Origin of the sequence: Streptomyces sp. Tue6028 (assembly GCF_002300165.1) — a bacterium.
GTDB lineage: Bacteria > Actinomycetota > Actinomycetes > Streptomycetales > Streptomycetaceae > Streptomyces > Streptomyces siamensis.
This window is the reverse complement of the sequence record NZ_MLCE01000008.1, coordinates 1-13,541: the sequence shown is the minus strand read 5'-3', so window position 1 is coordinate 13,541 and position 13,541 is coordinate 1. Positions and strand designations below refer to the sequence as shown.

Here is a 13,541-nt window from a genome sequence, read left to right as displayed (position 1 = left end):
ACGGACGTCGCCGAATAGACGTATCGACAAGCGATTCGGCTCCATCCTTTTTTCCGATGACCGCCACCAGCCGACCACCGAGTCCCTCCCGGCCTGCCTCCCACCACTGTCAGCCGCCTGTCGACGGCCCGGCCCGGGTGCGATGAATCCAAAAAACTGACGCATGTTCATCTTCCAACTCGGGGATACCGGCGGTAACGTCCGGCCCACCCCCGTCGGGAGGAGCTGCCATGCCACGGCGCACCCCACGTACCGTCCTCGACAGACTGAGAACTCCCCGTCGATTCCCCAAGTTCCTCAAGAGCGCATCCGTATGCGTGCTCATTGCCGGTCTTTTGTCACCGCTTTCCCAGGCGGCGGCGACCGCGGCCCCCTCGGCCGCCGCCACGAACGACTACTGCGGCGGCCAGTGCTCCGACATCCTCCCGCCCGGTGAGAACGGCAACGCGACCCTCGTAGAGATCCTGCTCAACCAGGCCTTCGGCACCCAGCCGGGCCACGCGGAGGACCAGCTCGCCCCCTACGGCAACCTGGCCAAGGGCTACTCCGGGCTCACCGACGCCAAGATCAACGACTTCTTCAACGACGCGTCCTTCGGCGTCCCTTCGGACCAGGTCGCCTCCACCACCAAGCCGCGCAGCGACGTGACGATCGTGCGGGACAAGAAGACGGGCGTCCCGCACATCACCGGCACCACCCGCTACGGCACCGAGTTCGGCGCGGGGTACGCCGCCGCCCAGGACCGGCTGTGGCTGATGGACGTCTTCCGGCACGTCGGACGCGGCCAGCTGACCTCGTTCGCCGGCGGAGCCCCGTCCAACCAGGGGCTGGAGCAGGAGTTCTGGCGCAACGCCCCCTACACCGAGGCGGACCTCCAGGCCCAGATCGACAACGCCACCGCCCAGGCCGGCGAGCGCGGCAAGCAGGCCCTCGCCGACGCCAACGCCTACATCGCCGGCATCAACGCCTACATCGACGCCTCCGACAGCGGTCGCTACTTCCCCGGCGAGTACGTCCTGACCGGACACAAGGACTCCATCACCAACGCCGGCACCATCGACCACTTCAAGCTCACCGACCTGGTCGCGCTGGCGTCCGTCATCGGCGCGCTCTTCGGCTCCGGAGGCGGCGGCGAGGTCAACAACGCCCTCTCGCTGCTCGCCGCCCAGTCCAAGTACGGCGTGGTGGAGGGCACCAAGGTCTGGGAGTCCTTCCGGCAGCGCAACGACCCGGAGGCCGTGCTCACCGTCCACGACGGCCAGAGCTTCCCGTACGCCGTCAAACCGGACGACGCCCAGGGCCAGGCTCTGCCCGACGCCGGTTCGGTGACCCGGGAGCCGCTCGTCTACGACCGCACCGGCAGCGCGGGGACCGCCGCCGCCACCGGCGCCTCCACGACGGCCGCCAAGACCTCCGTCAGCTCGGCGAAGCGCGGCATGTCCAACGCCCTCGTGGTGAGCGGCAAGCACACGGCGAGCGGCCACCCGATCGCCGTCTTCGGCCCGCAGACCGGCTACTTCGCTCCGCAGCTGCTCATGCTCCAGGAGATCCAGGGACCGGGCCTGAGCGCCCGCGGCGCCTCCTTCGCCGGCCTGAGCATGTACGTCGAACTCGGCCGCGGCCAGGACTACTCCTGGAGCGCCACGACGTCGGGTCAGGACATCATCGACACCTATGCCGTCGAGCTGTGCCAGGACGACTACCACTACCTGTACCACGGCACCTGCACGGCGATGGACAAGGTCGAGCGGACCAACTCCTGGAAGCCGACCGTCGCCGACGGCACCGCGGCGGGCTCGTACCGGATGCAGGTCTACCGGACCAAGTACGGCCCCGTGGAGTACCGCGCGACCGTCGGCGGGAAGAAGGTCGCGTACACCACGCTGCGCTCGTCCTTCATGCACGAGGCCGACTCGATCATCGGCTTCCAGATGCTCAACGACCCCGACTACGTGAAGAGCCCGCAGACCTTCCAGAGCGCGGTGCAGCACATCAACTACACCTTCAACTGGTTCTACGCCGACTCCTCGCACACCGCGTACTACAACAGCGGGGACAACCCGGTGCGCGCCACCGGTGTCGACGCCGACTTCCCGGTGTGGGCGCAGCCCGCGTACGAGTGGCGGAACTGGGACGCCGCGACGAACACCGCCCAGTACACCCCGGCCTCCGCGCACCCCAACTCCGTGGACCAGGACTACTACATCTCCTGGAACAACAAGCAGGCCAAGGACTACGCCGCGGCCCCCTGGGGCGAGGGCTCCGTGCATCGCGGCAACCTCCTGGAGGACCGCGTCAAGAAGCTCGTCTCCGCGGGCGGAGTGACCAGGTCCGCGCTGGTGAAGGCCATGGCCGACGCGGCCCTCGCCGACCTGCGGGCCGAGGACGTGCTGCCGAAGCTGCTGAAGGTGATCAACAGCTCGACGGTCACCGACCCCGCCGCCGCGGCGGCGGTGAGCAAGCTCTCCGCCTGGGTCACGGCCGGAGCGAAGCGCACGGAGACCTCGGCCGGATCCCACACGTACGCCGACGCCGACGCGATCCGCATCCTGGACGCCTGGTGGCCGCTGCTGGTGAAGGCGGAGTTCGAGCCGGTCCTCGGCAGCGACCTGTACGCCGCGTTCACCGGCAGCATCCCCGTCGACGAGGCGCCGTCGGCCGGGCACGGACCGACCGGCTCGCACGCCGGAAGCTCCTTCCAGTACGGCTGGTGGAGCTATGTCGACAAGGACATCCGCGCCGTGCTCGGCGAGTCGGTGCAGGGCGGTCTGACGCAGAAGTACTGCGGTTCCGGCAGCCTCGGTGCCTGCCGTGACGCACTGATCAGCACCCTGAAGGAAGCCGCGGGCAAGACCGCCGCCCAGGTCTACCCCGGCGACGACCAGTGCTCGGCGGGCGACCAGTGGTGCGCCGACTCGATCGTCCAGCGCACCCTCGGCGGCATCAAGCACGGCAAGATCAGCTGGCAGAACCGGCCGACCTACCAGCAGGTCGTCGAGTACACCTCGCACCGGTAGCCGGGCGGCACGAGAACGCCGGCGGCCCCGGGGGTCGCCGGCGTCCTCGCGGGCGGCGGGTCAGCGGACGCGGCCCGCCGCCAGCACCAGCTGCGCCAGTTCCCGGTGGCAGATGTCGCTGTGGGCCCCGGAGGGCGCACCGCCGCGCCGGACCACGGCCGCGGCGTCCACGTTCACGCAGCCGGAGGCGGGCAGTTGCGTGCGCAGGGCCTCGGCCAGCGCGTACTTCTTCGTCCCCGGCACCGCCTGCACCCCGTCGTGCCCCATCGCACCCCACTTGGCGCCCAGCAGCCGGTCGAGGCCGAACTCCGCCGTGGCCGTCCGGGAGTCGCCCGCCATCCGCGAGGCCAGCGGATAGATCTTCCCGAGCGCCGAGTCGAAGTGGGAGTAGCAGCACACCAGGGGGCCGTCGATGCGGTGGTGCTGGCCGTCGAGCACCCCGCTCGCCCGCGGGTCGTGCGGCAGCCGCGCGGCGAACGCGTAGTGCGAGAAGGCCCCTTGGAGCAGGGTCACCGACTTCACGGAACGCACGCCCTGCGGCAGCCCCCGCAGGGCGAAGGAGACCAGCCGCCCGCCGAAGCTGTGCCCGACGAGATGGACACGCACGTCCGGGGCCGTCCGCGCGAGGTGGCCCACGGCCCGCCCGAGCCCCCGCTCGCCGACCGTCCCCGCACGCCGCTTCATCGCGTAGTACGTGGCCTGGCGCAGCAGTTCGTGCGCACCGTCCCACAACCGGGGCAGCGCGAAGGCCTCACCGTCCCCGGGCCCGGCGAGCGCTCGCGCGAACTCGTCGCACACCGTCGCCGTGTCCCCGAAGAGCATCAGCGGATCGCCCTCCGGCACACCCTCCGCCAGCGTGTCCGCGGCGAAGGACGTCTGAGGCCCCTGCGGCCGGACCTCGACGAGCAGCCGCACGAGACGGCCGAACTCCTCCAGCGAGGCGCCCTCGTCCGGTTGCTGGTCCAGCAGTCGCGCGATCTGCTCGACGACCGTCGCCCGCCCGGGGAAGACCTCCAGGAGCGCGTGCCGGGTGTTCTTGTCCAGCACCGGCTGCGCGGTCGCGGTGTCCTGCGCGGCCACCGGCCGGGGGAAGTCGGGAATCGGCTCGTCCGAGAACCGCATCGACGGCCACACCACACCCACGTACCCCAGGCGCGCGGTCGGGGCGAGTCCGGGGACGGGCTCGAAGAAGCGGCTGTAGAGGCGGGTCGCACCCGAGCGGTCGTTGTTCCAGCCGTGCGCGAACACGATCAGATCGCGGACCTTGCGCCGGGACACCTCCGCGAGCAGCCGGTCGAGCTCCCGGCCGTCGGCGTCCCCGTCCGCGTCGAAGGTGAGTTCCCAGTAGGGAGAGACACTCACTTCCGGATCGGCCATGACAGACCCCCTCGTCCCCCGTGGGCGGTGCGACATGGGCGCATCGTCCTACCGGGGCACGAGGTTGGCCATACGTCACGGCTCACTCACTTGTAGACGAGATACTCCTTGCGCATCTGCCGGAAGGCCTTCAGCTCGTCCTGCCAGGCCGCCACGACCTCGTCGGCCGTCGCCCCGGCGTCGATCTTCGTGCGCACCAGGGTCGAACCCGTGAGCTTGTCGATCCAGTTGTCGGAGCGCCAGGCGAAGCCGCTCCAGACCTGCTTGGCCGTCACGAGCAGCGCGATGCCGGTGCGTACGGGGTCGAAGGCGGCCCGGTCGTGCACATGGATCTGCACGCCCCCGATGGTCTTGCCCTGGAACTTGGAGAACGTGGGGGCGAAGTACGCCTCCCTGAAGTGCACGCCGGGCAGCCCGAGCCGTTCCGCCGCCGCGGCCCACCGCCCGTCGACGCCCTCGGCGCCGAGCAGCTCGAACGGGCGGGTGGTGCCCCGCCCCTCCGACAGGTTGGTGCCCTCGAAGAGACAGGACCCCGAGTAGACCAGGGCGGTGTCGGGCGTCGGCATGTTCGGGCTCGGCGGCACCCAGGGCAGCCCGGAGGCGTCGTAGAAGTCCGAGCGCTTCCAGCCGGACATCAGGACGGTGTCCAGCTTCACCGGCTTCGTCAGGAACTCCTTGTTGAACAGCCGCGCCAGTTCCGCCACGGTCATCCCGTGCGCCTGGGAGACGGGCTGCCGTCCGACGAAGGTCGCGAACTCCTTGTGCAGGACGGGTCCGAGGGCGTCCCGCCCCGTCACCGGGTTCGGCCGGTCCAGCACCACGAAGCGCTTGCCGGCGAGCTGCGCGGCCTCCATGCAGTCGTACAGCGTCCAGATGTACGTGTAGAAGCGGGCGCCCACGTCCTGGATGTCGAAGACCACGGTGTCCACACCGGAGGCGGTGAAGACGTCGGCGAGCGGCTGTCCGCTCTTCTGGTACGTGTCGTAGACGGGGAGCCCGGTCGCCGGGTCGTCGTAACGGCCCTCGGAACCACCGGCCTGCGCGGTGCCGCGGAAGCCGTGCTCGGGGCCGAAGACGGCGATCACGTTCACCCGGGCGTCGGTGTGCATGACGTCGACGATGTGACGGACGTCGCGGGTGACGCCCGTCGGGTTGGTGACCACGCCGACCCGCTCGCCGTCCAGCAGGGCGAAGCCGTCCCCTTCGAGGCGCTCGAAGCCGGTGCGCAGCTTGGCGCGGCCGCCCGGGGCCGCGGCGGCCGGTACCGGAGCCAGGGCCGCCGCGGCGGTGCCGGCGGCGAGGACGGCCCGTCTGGACAGGGGGGTCCCCCCACGTCGTGCGGAGCCGGAAGCGTCGGGGCGCATGGTGTGACCTCCGTGATCGCGGAAGCTGGCATGGGCACGCTACGCGCTCCGCGGGGCGATCCGGAATACCGCGGGCGCGGCCCGGACCGCGCGCCGCCCGCCGCTCGACGACGGTGCCGCCGGGCTGCGACGGTGTGCCGGGCCCGAGTCCCGTCCCGCACAGCGGTGCCGTCCGGGTGAGGCCGCGCATGTCGCACCCGGATCACTACACACTGCCCGGGATCCACGGACGGCGCCCGTCGTACCGTGTGGGATTCGCCCGCCCGGGGTTCCGCACGCGTCCCAGGGCGCGTGGCGTCGTCGGGACGCGCGGCGGGAGGCGTGGTGCCGTCGGTGAGCGGTGGCCGGGAGCGTCGCCTCGCCGCGGGGGAGCCGCGCAGATCACACCGCCCGGGCCTCCCACGACGCCGGGCACCCCTTCCCTCACAACATACCGACTGGTTAGTCTGGCGCTGCAGCAGAGCCGATTCGCGTCGCGTCGAAGGAGACCGATGGTGGAAGCCGTGCAGGATGCCCGAGTGGTCGTCACCGGAGCGGGAGGCGGTATCGGAGCCGCCCTGGCCCGGCGCTTCGCCGCCGAGGGGGCGAGGGTCGTCGTGAACGACCTGGACGCCGCCAAGGCCCAGGCGGTGGCCGACGAGATCGGCGCCGTCGCGGTCCCGGGCGACGCGTCCAGGATCGTCGCAGAGGCGCGCGACGCCCTCGGCGGCACGATCGACGTCTACTGCGCCAACGCCGGTCTCGCCTCCGCCGGCACCGAGGCCGCCGGCGAGAAGGTCTGGGAGCTCGCCTGGGACGTCAACGTGATGGCCCACGTACGTGCCGCCCAGGAGCTGCTGCCGGCCTGGCTGGAGCGCGGCAGCGGCCGGTTCGTCTCCACCGTCTCCGCCGCCGGACTGCTCACCATGATCGGCGCCGCGCCCTACAGCGTCACCAAGCACGGCGCGTACGCCTTCGCCGAATGGCTCTCCCTGACGTACCGCCACCGCGGCCTCAAGGTCCACGCGATCTGTCCGCAGGGCGTGCGCACCGACATGCTCGACGCCACCGGAAGCGCCGGTGACCTGGTGCTCCAGCCCACCGCCATCGAGCCCGAGGACGTCGCCGACGCGCTCTTCAAGGGCATCGAGGAGGACCGCTTCCTGATCCTGCCGCACCCCGAGGTCGCCGGGTTCTACGCGGCACGGGCCGCGGACCCCGACCGCTGGATGACGAACATGAACCACATCCAGCAGAAGTGGGAGGCGGGCAGGTGACCACTTCCGTCTACGCCGCCCAGCCGTGGCTGGCGCTGCTCGACGAGGCCCAGCGTGCCCCCGTGAGCCCGCCCGACACCCTGGTGCACGCGGTCCGCGCGGCCGTGGCGCACACCCCCGACCGCACCGCGCTCGCCTACTTCGACGGCCGGCTCAGCTACCGCGAGATCGACGCGCTGAGCGACTCCGTCGCCGGGCACCTCGCCGCCGGCGGCCTGGAGCGCGGCGACCGGGTCGCGGTCCTGCTCCAGAACTCCCCGCAGTTCGTGGTCGCCCTGCTCGGCGCCTGGAAGGCCGGCGCGACCGTCGTCCCCGTCAACCCGATGTACAAGTCGGCCGAGGTCCGGCACGTGCTCGACGACGCCGCGGTCGTCGCCCTCGTCTGCTCCGACCGGGCCTGGGACTCCTATTTGCGGGAGACGGCCGCCGACTCCTCCGTGCGCCTCGTCCTGACGGCGTGCGAGCTGGACCTCCAGTCGCGCAACGACACCCGCGTCCTGAACTTCGAGCGGCTGCCCGCAGCCGCGGGCACCGCCGACCTCGTGGACGTCGCCCGGCAGGGCCACCCGGCACCCGACGGCCGTGACCTCGGACCCGCCGACATCGCCCTGATCAGCTACACCTCCGGCACGAGCGGCACCCCCAAGGGAGCCACCAACACGCACGGCAACATCATGTACAACGCCGAGCGGCAGCGGACCGGCCTCGGCCTGCCCGAGTCGCCCGTGTACTTCGCGATGGCGCCCCTGTTCCACATCACCGGCATGGTCTGCCAGCTCGCCGCCTGCCTCAACAGCCGCGGCACGCTCGTCCTCGCCTACCGCTTCGAGGCGGGTGTCGTCCTCGACGCGTTCGCCGAGCACGCGCCCCACTACACCGTCGGCCCGTCGACCGCCTTCATGGCCCTGGCCGCGCACCCGGCGGTCACCCCCGGGCACTTCGCCTCCTTCACGGTCATCTCCTCCGGCGGCGCCCCGCTGCCGCCCGCCCTCGTCGAGAAGTTCCGCGCCGGCTTCGGGCCCTACATCCGCAACGGCTACGGACTCACCGAGTGCACCGCGCCCTGCGCCTCCGTGCCACCGAGCCGCGAAGCGCCGGTGGACCCGGTCTCGGGGACGCTCGCCGTGGGCGTGCCCGGCCCCGACACCGTCGTCCGCATCGTCGACGACCTCGGGCAGGAGGTGCCGTTCGGGGAGCAGGGCGAGATCGTCGTACGGGGACCGCAGGTCGTCCCCGGCTACTGGCACCGCCCCGAGGCCACCGCCGAGACCTTCCCGGACGGCGAGCTGCGCACCGGCGACATCGGCTTCATGGACGCCGACGGCTGGCTGTACGTGGTCGACCGCAAGAAGGACATGATCAACGCGTCCGGTTTCAAGGTGTGGCCCCGAGAGGTCGAGGACGTCCTCTACACCCATCCGGCGGTCCGCGAGGCGGCCGTGGTCGGGGTGCCGGACGGCTACCGCGGCGAGACCGTCAAGGCGTACATCAGCCTGCGTCCGGGCGCCGAGGAGGACCCCGACGCGCTCGCCGCGTACTGCAAGGAGAGACTGGCCGCCTACAAATACCCGCGGGAGGTGGAGATCCTCCCCGACCTGCCGAAGACGGCAAGTGGGAAGATCCTCCGTCGGGAACTGCGTTCCCGCTCCCATGAGTCCCAGTAGACGACAACGCGAAGACAACCCTCGGAAGGCAGGTGGCGGCAGTGCCCAGGACGACGGACGGTGACGGCACGCCCGTCCCGCAGCGGCTCTTGGCCGCCGCCACCCGGCTCTTCGCGGAGCAGGGGTACGACCGGACCTCCGTGCAGGAGATCGTGGAGGCGGCCGGCGTCACCAAGGGGGCGCTGTACCACTACTTCGGATCCAAGGACGACCTCCTGCACGAGGTCTACGCGCGCGTGCTGCGCATCCAGCAGGAGCGGCTGGACGCCTTCGCCGACGCGGACGCGCCCGTCGAGGAGCGGTTGCGCGGGGCCGCGGCCGACGTCGTCGTCACGACGATCGACAACCTCGACGACGCGTCGATCTTCTTCCGCTCCATGCACCACCTCAGCCCCGAGAAGCACAAGCAGGTGCGTGCGGAACGCCGGCGCTACCACGAGCGCTTCCGCGCGCTGATCGAGGAGGGCCAGAAGAAGGGCGTCTTCTCCACGGCCACGCCCGCGGACCTGGTCGTCGACTACCACTTCGGCTCCGTGCACCACCTGTCCACGTGGTACCGCCCCGACGGCCCGCTCACTCCCCAGCAGGTCGCCGACCACCTGGCCGACCTGCTCCTGCGCGCCCTGCGCCCGTAGCCGGGCCCGTCGCCGGAGGGGCTGCATTCCCACGCACCGCCCGGCGCGTGGGAATGCAGCCCCTCCGGCGTTCGACGAGCGGGATCTTGAGCGAAGCCCCCGGGGGGGGACGGACACGGGCGGAGGGGGCGGGACCCCCGTGTGGCCCGCCCCCTCCGCTCCCGCGGAGCCCGGTGTCACAGGTACTGCTTGATCTCCCGCCGCGCCAGCGACCGCTGGTGCACCTCGTCCGGGCCGTCGGCCAGCTTCAGCGTGCGCGCGCTCGCCCACAGCTCCGCCAGCGGGAAGTCCTGGCTGACACCCCCGGCACCGTGCAACTGCACGGCCTTGTCGAGGATGTCGACCACGGTACGAGGCGTGGCGATCTTGATGGCCTGGATCTCGGTGTGCGCACCCTTGTTGCCGACCGTGTCCATCATCCACGCGGTCTTCAGCACCAGCAGCCGGAGCTGCTCGACGGCGACCCGGGCGTCGGCGATCCAGTTCTGCACGACGCCCTGCTGGGCGAGCGGCTTGCCGAACGCCGTCCGGGACACGGCCCGCCGGCACATCAGCTCGATCGCCCGCTCGGCCATGCCGATCAGCCGCATGCAGTGGTGGATCCGCCCCGGCCCGAGCCGCGCCTGGGCGATGGCGAAGCCGCCGCCCTCCTCGCCGACCAGATTGCCGACGGGCACCCGCACCTGGTCGAAGACGACCTCGGCGTGGCCTCCGTGCGAGTGGTCCTCGTAGCCGTACACCTGCATGGCGCGCCGGACCTCGACGCCCGGGGTGTCGCGCGGAACCAGCACCATCGACTGCTGACGGCGGATGTCGGACCCCTCTGGGTCCGTCTTGCCCATCACGATGAAGATCTTGCAGTCCGGGTTCATCGCCCCGGAGATGTACCACTTGCGGCCGGTGATGACGTACTCGTCGCCGTCCCGCCGGATGTGCGTGGTGATGTTCGTGGCGTCGGAGGAGGCCACCTCCGGCTCGGTCATCGCGAACGCCGAGCGGATCTCACCGGCGAGCAGCGGCTCCAGCCACTGCTTCTTCTGCTGCTCGTCGCCGAACTGCGCGAGCACCTCCATGTTCCCGGTGTCGGGCGCGGCGCAGTTCAGCGCGGTCGGCGCCAGGTGCGGGCTGCGGCCGGTGATCTCGGCGAGCGGCGCGTACTGGAGGTTGGTCAGCCCGGCGCCGTACTCCGAGTCGGGCAGGAAGAGGTTCCACAGGCCCTGCCTGCGGGCCTCGGCCTTCAGCTCCCCGACGACGGCCGGGGTGTCCCAGGGCGACGCCAGCCGGGCGCGCTGTTCCTCGGCGACGGCCTCCGCCGGATAGACGTACTCGTCCATGAAGGCGAGCAGCTTGGCGCGCAGCTCCTCGGTGCGTGCGTCGAATGCGAAGTCCATGGCGGATCAGCCTTCCTGAAGGGTGGTCAGGCCGTGCTCGATGAAGAAGGGCACCAGCTCGCCGATGCGGTCGAAGCCGGCGCCGACCGTCTGGCCGAGCGTGTAGCGGTAGTGGATGCCCTCCAGGATCACGGCGAGCTTGAACCAGGCGAAGGCCGTGTACCAGGAGACGGCGGACACGTCGCGCCCCGAGCGCGCGGCGTACCGCTCGACGAGCTCGGCCGGCTCGGGGTGCCCGACGGCCGAGGCGGTCGTGCTGATGGGGGAGTTCGGCAGGTCCAGCGGCGCGCTGTACATCACCAGCAGGCCGAGGTCGGTGAGCGGATCGCCGAGCGTGGACATCTCCCAGTCGAGGATGGCCTTGATGCGGTCGTCGGTGCCGATCAGCACGTTGTCGAGCCGGTAGTCGCCGTGCACCACGGCGGGTGCCGGGGAGTGCGGCAGCTCGCGTCCCAGGGCGGCGTGCAGCTCGTCGATCCCCGCGAGCTCACGGTTCCTGGACGCGTCCAGCTGCTTGCCCCAGCGGCGCAGCTGCCGGTCGAGGAAGCCCTCGGGGCGGCCGAAGTCGCCGAGGCCCACTTCCTCCGGGTCGACCGCGTGCAGCTCGACCAGTGTGTCCACCAGCCCGAGGACGGCGTCGCGGGTGCGCTGCGCGCCGAGCGGGGCGAGCTGCTGCGCCGTGCGGTACGGCGTTCCCTCCACGAACTCCATGACGTAGAAGGGCGCGCCGAGCACCGACTCGTCCTCGCACAGCAGCAGCGGGGCGGGTACCGGCACGGCCGTCGGGTGCAGGGCGCTGATCACCCGGTGCTCGCGCTTCATGTCGTGCGCGGTGGCCAGCACATGGCCCAGCGGAGGCCGTCGGACGACCCACTTCGCGGCGCCGTCGGTGACCGCGTAGGTGAGGTTCGACCGTCCGCCTTCGATCAGCCGGCCGGTCAGGGGGCCGTGCACCAGTCCCGGGCGCTCACGGTCGAGCAGGCCGCGCAGCTGGTCGAGATCGAGACCTGGCGGGTGGTCTGGGCTCATCATTGCTCCTACGCACACGGAAACCGGATGTCGACCATGATGCCGACCGGTCGGTATGTCGTCCAGTGGGTGCGCGAAACGTGATCGGCGTCTCCCCGAGGTCGCGCGGAACGTGCGGGCCGCGCGGCCGAGGGGAGACGCCGTGAGGGGGGTGCCAGGTCGGCGCCGGGGGCGACCGCTCAGTGGTCGTCCCAGTGCCCGTCGTGCCGGGCGTGCCGGTGGCCGTCGTGCAGGTAGTCGAGGTGGTCGCCGTGCGCCACGGCCGTGTGTCCGCAGCCCTCGCCGTGCTGGTGTGCGTGCTCCTCGTGCGCGACGTGGCCGCTCGGCTCGCACTCGTCCCAGTGTCCGGAGTGCTCGCGGTGCAGGTGTCCGTCGTGCGCGTAGTCGACGTGGTCCCCGTGCCGCACCTCGGGGTGACCGCAGTCCGGGCCGTGGGTGTGCTCGTGGGTCGGATGCTCCTGGTGAAGGGTGGTCATGCTGCTCACCTTCGGAAGTGGCGTGGAATGACGGCTCAGGCTAGCGCCGCGAAACAGGGCAATCGCGTCTTTTCGGGCACGCGTGCCGTCCATGTACTCCGGAGGGTCGAGACCGTCACCCGCCCGCGGAACGGACGCGCCCGACGGACCGGGCCGCTGGGCGGGCCCGCCCGCCGTTGACTCGTCCCGACGTCGTGGGCCGACGAGTGGGCCGATCGGTAGGCCGCCGATGGGCCGATCGGTAGGCCGGCCGATGGGCCGATCGGTGGGCCGACCGGGGCGGCGGACCCGGGGCACGCGAAGGGAGTGGCCCCGGAGCACCGGCGGAGCTCTTCCTCAGAACACGAGCGCCAGCGCGCACACGGCCAGCGCCACCGTGCACAGGGCCGCCGCGGTCGCGTGCCGGGGTGCGAGTGCCGCCGGGCCACCAGGGCCGGCCGTCGACAGGGTCCGGATGCGGTGATGCGCCAGCGCCAGAAAGCCCAGCCACAGCGCGCAGCACAGCGCACAGGCCAGCAGACCGGCCACCGAGCGGCCGCCGTGCAGCGCCGTCTTCATGGCGAGCAGGGCGGCGACCGTGCTCGACAGGGTCGTACGGCGCCAGGCGAGGCGGGTGCGCTCCGGCTGGAGGCCCGGGTCCCGCTCGTCCTGGGCCTGCGCGGTCACCCCGCCCACCCGGCGAGCACCACGAACACCATCGCGAGCGCGACGACGGCGACGGCGATGCTCAGCAGCGCCGGGAAGCGCGACACCGGCAGATCCTCGCCGCGACGCATGGCGCGCTCGCAGCGCACCCAGTGATTGACGGCGCGCAGCGAGCAGAGCACGCCCGCGCCCAGCAGAGCGAGCGCGAGGCCGACGCGCCAGGCCCAGCGCAGGTCCGGCAGGAACTGGTCCACCGCGAAGCCGCCGCCGATCAGCGCGAGCGCCGTGCGCAGCCAGGCGAGGAAGGTCCGCTCGTTCGCCAGCGAGAACCGGTAGTCCGGTGTCCCGCCCTCCTGGCGGATCTCCTGGGGCGCGAACCACAACCGGACATTCCGCACGAGTTCGATCACGCCCAGGACCCTACCGGTCCCGTGTGGGACGCATGCCGGGCCCTCTGGGCGAGGCCCGGCCCCTCTGCGCCAGGCCGGCCCCTCCGTCCGAGGCGGTCCGGTGCCCGGCCCTTCGGTGTGAGGCCTGCCCCTCGGTCTGCTGCCTGGCCCTTCGGTGTGAGGCCTGCCCCTCGGTCTGCTGCCTGGCCCTTCGGTGTGAGGCCTGCCCCTCGGTCTGCTGCCCGGCCCTTCGGCGTGAGGCCTGCCCCTCGGTCTGCTGCCCGGCCCTTCGGCGTGA

At 71.6% G+C, this 13,541-nt stretch carries 11 protein-coding genes; 4 read left to right on the top strand and 7 right to left on the bottom strand.

Going from position 1 to position 13,541, the window contains the following annotated elements; translation table 11 throughout:
- The first annotated feature begins 230 nt into the window (after positions 1-230).
- On the top strand, positions 231-3,017 hold the full coding sequence (locus BKI49_RS06600; RefSeq protein ID WP_095933250.1) for a penicillin acylase family protein: 2,787 nt from the start codon (positions 231-233) through the stop codon (positions 3,015-3,017).
- A gap of 60 nt (positions 3,018-3,077) precedes the next feature.
- Here the strand turns inward: BKI49_RS06600 and BKI49_RS06595 are convergent, their stop codons facing one another.
- Together BKI49_RS06595 and BKI49_RS06590 are read right to left on the bottom strand one after the other, a co-directional pair.
- Positions 3,078-4,394: a serine-threonine protein kinase gene (locus tag BKI49_RS06595; protein ID WP_095933249.1), complete on the bottom strand. Its 1,317-nt coding sequence runs from the start codon at positions 4,392-4,394 to the stop codon at positions 3,078-3,080.
- Between the two features lie 86 nt (positions 4,395-4,480).
- The gene (locus BKI49_RS06590) at positions 4,481-5,758 is read right to left on the bottom strand and encodes an exo-beta-N-acetylmuramidase NamZ family protein (RefSeq protein WP_095933248.1); all 1,278 of its coding nucleotides are present in this window, start codon (positions 5,756-5,758) and stop codon (positions 4,481-4,483) included.
- 491 nt (positions 5,759-6,249) lie between these two features.
- Here BKI49_RS06590 and BKI49_RS06585 point away from each other — a divergent pair, with 491 nt between their 5' ends.
- The 3 genes from BKI49_RS06585 to BKI49_RS06575 are packed head-to-tail and all read left to right on the top strand — an operon-like array spanning position 6,250 to position 9,313.
- Positions 6,250-7,014 (top strand): SDR family oxidoreductase, encoded by a 765-nt coding sequence (locus BKI49_RS06585; RefSeq protein WP_095933247.1) that lies wholly within the window; start codon positions 6,250-6,252, stop codon positions 7,012-7,014.
- Entirely contained in the window at positions 7,011-8,678 is a 1,668-nt protein-coding gene (locus BKI49_RS06580) for a class I adenylate-forming enzyme family protein (protein WP_095933409.1), read from the top strand. Before BKI49_RS06585 ends, BKI49_RS06580 begins: the two co-directional genes overlap by 4 nt.
- Before the next feature lie 41 nt (positions 8,679-8,719).
- Entirely contained in the window at positions 8,720-9,313 is a 594-nt protein-coding gene (locus BKI49_RS06575; protein ID WP_028801670.1) for a TetR/AcrR family transcriptional regulator, read from the top strand.
- A 176-nt stretch (positions 9,314-9,489) separates the two neighbouring features.
- Here BKI49_RS06575 and BKI49_RS06570 read toward each other — a convergent pair whose 3' ends face one another.
- The 5 genes from BKI49_RS06570 to BKI49_RS06550 form a co-directional block, all read right to left on the bottom strand.
- A complete protein-coding gene (locus BKI49_RS06570; protein ID WP_095933246.1) occupies positions 9,490-10,704 on the bottom strand; it encodes an acyl-CoA dehydrogenase family protein in 1,215 nt (404 codons plus the stop codon).
- Positions 10,705-10,710: 6 nt separating this feature from the next.
- Entirely contained in the window at positions 10,711-11,733 is a 1,023-nt protein-coding gene (locus BKI49_RS06565) for a phosphotransferase family protein (protein ID WP_095933408.1), read from the bottom strand.
- Between the two features lie 179 nt (positions 11,734-11,912).
- Positions 11,913-12,209, bottom strand: a complete 297-nt coding sequence (locus BKI49_RS06560) for a hypothetical protein (RefSeq protein ID WP_095933245.1) — start codon at positions 12,207-12,209, stop codon at positions 11,913-11,915.
- Between the two features lie 336 nt (positions 12,210-12,545).
- A complete protein-coding gene (locus tag BKI49_RS06555; protein WP_095933407.1) occupies positions 12,546-12,875 on the bottom strand; it encodes a DUF202 domain-containing protein in 330 nt (109 codons plus the stop codon).
- Positions 12,872-13,264 carry a YidH family protein gene (locus tag BKI49_RS06550; RefSeq protein ID WP_095933244.1) on the bottom strand — a complete coding sequence of 131 codons (393 nt, stop codon included), beginning with the start codon at positions 13,262-13,264 and terminating at the stop codon, positions 12,872-12,874. The genes BKI49_RS06555 and BKI49_RS06550 overlap by 4 nt, the downstream gene beginning before the upstream one ends.
- Positions 13,265-13,541 lie beyond the last annotated feature (277 nt).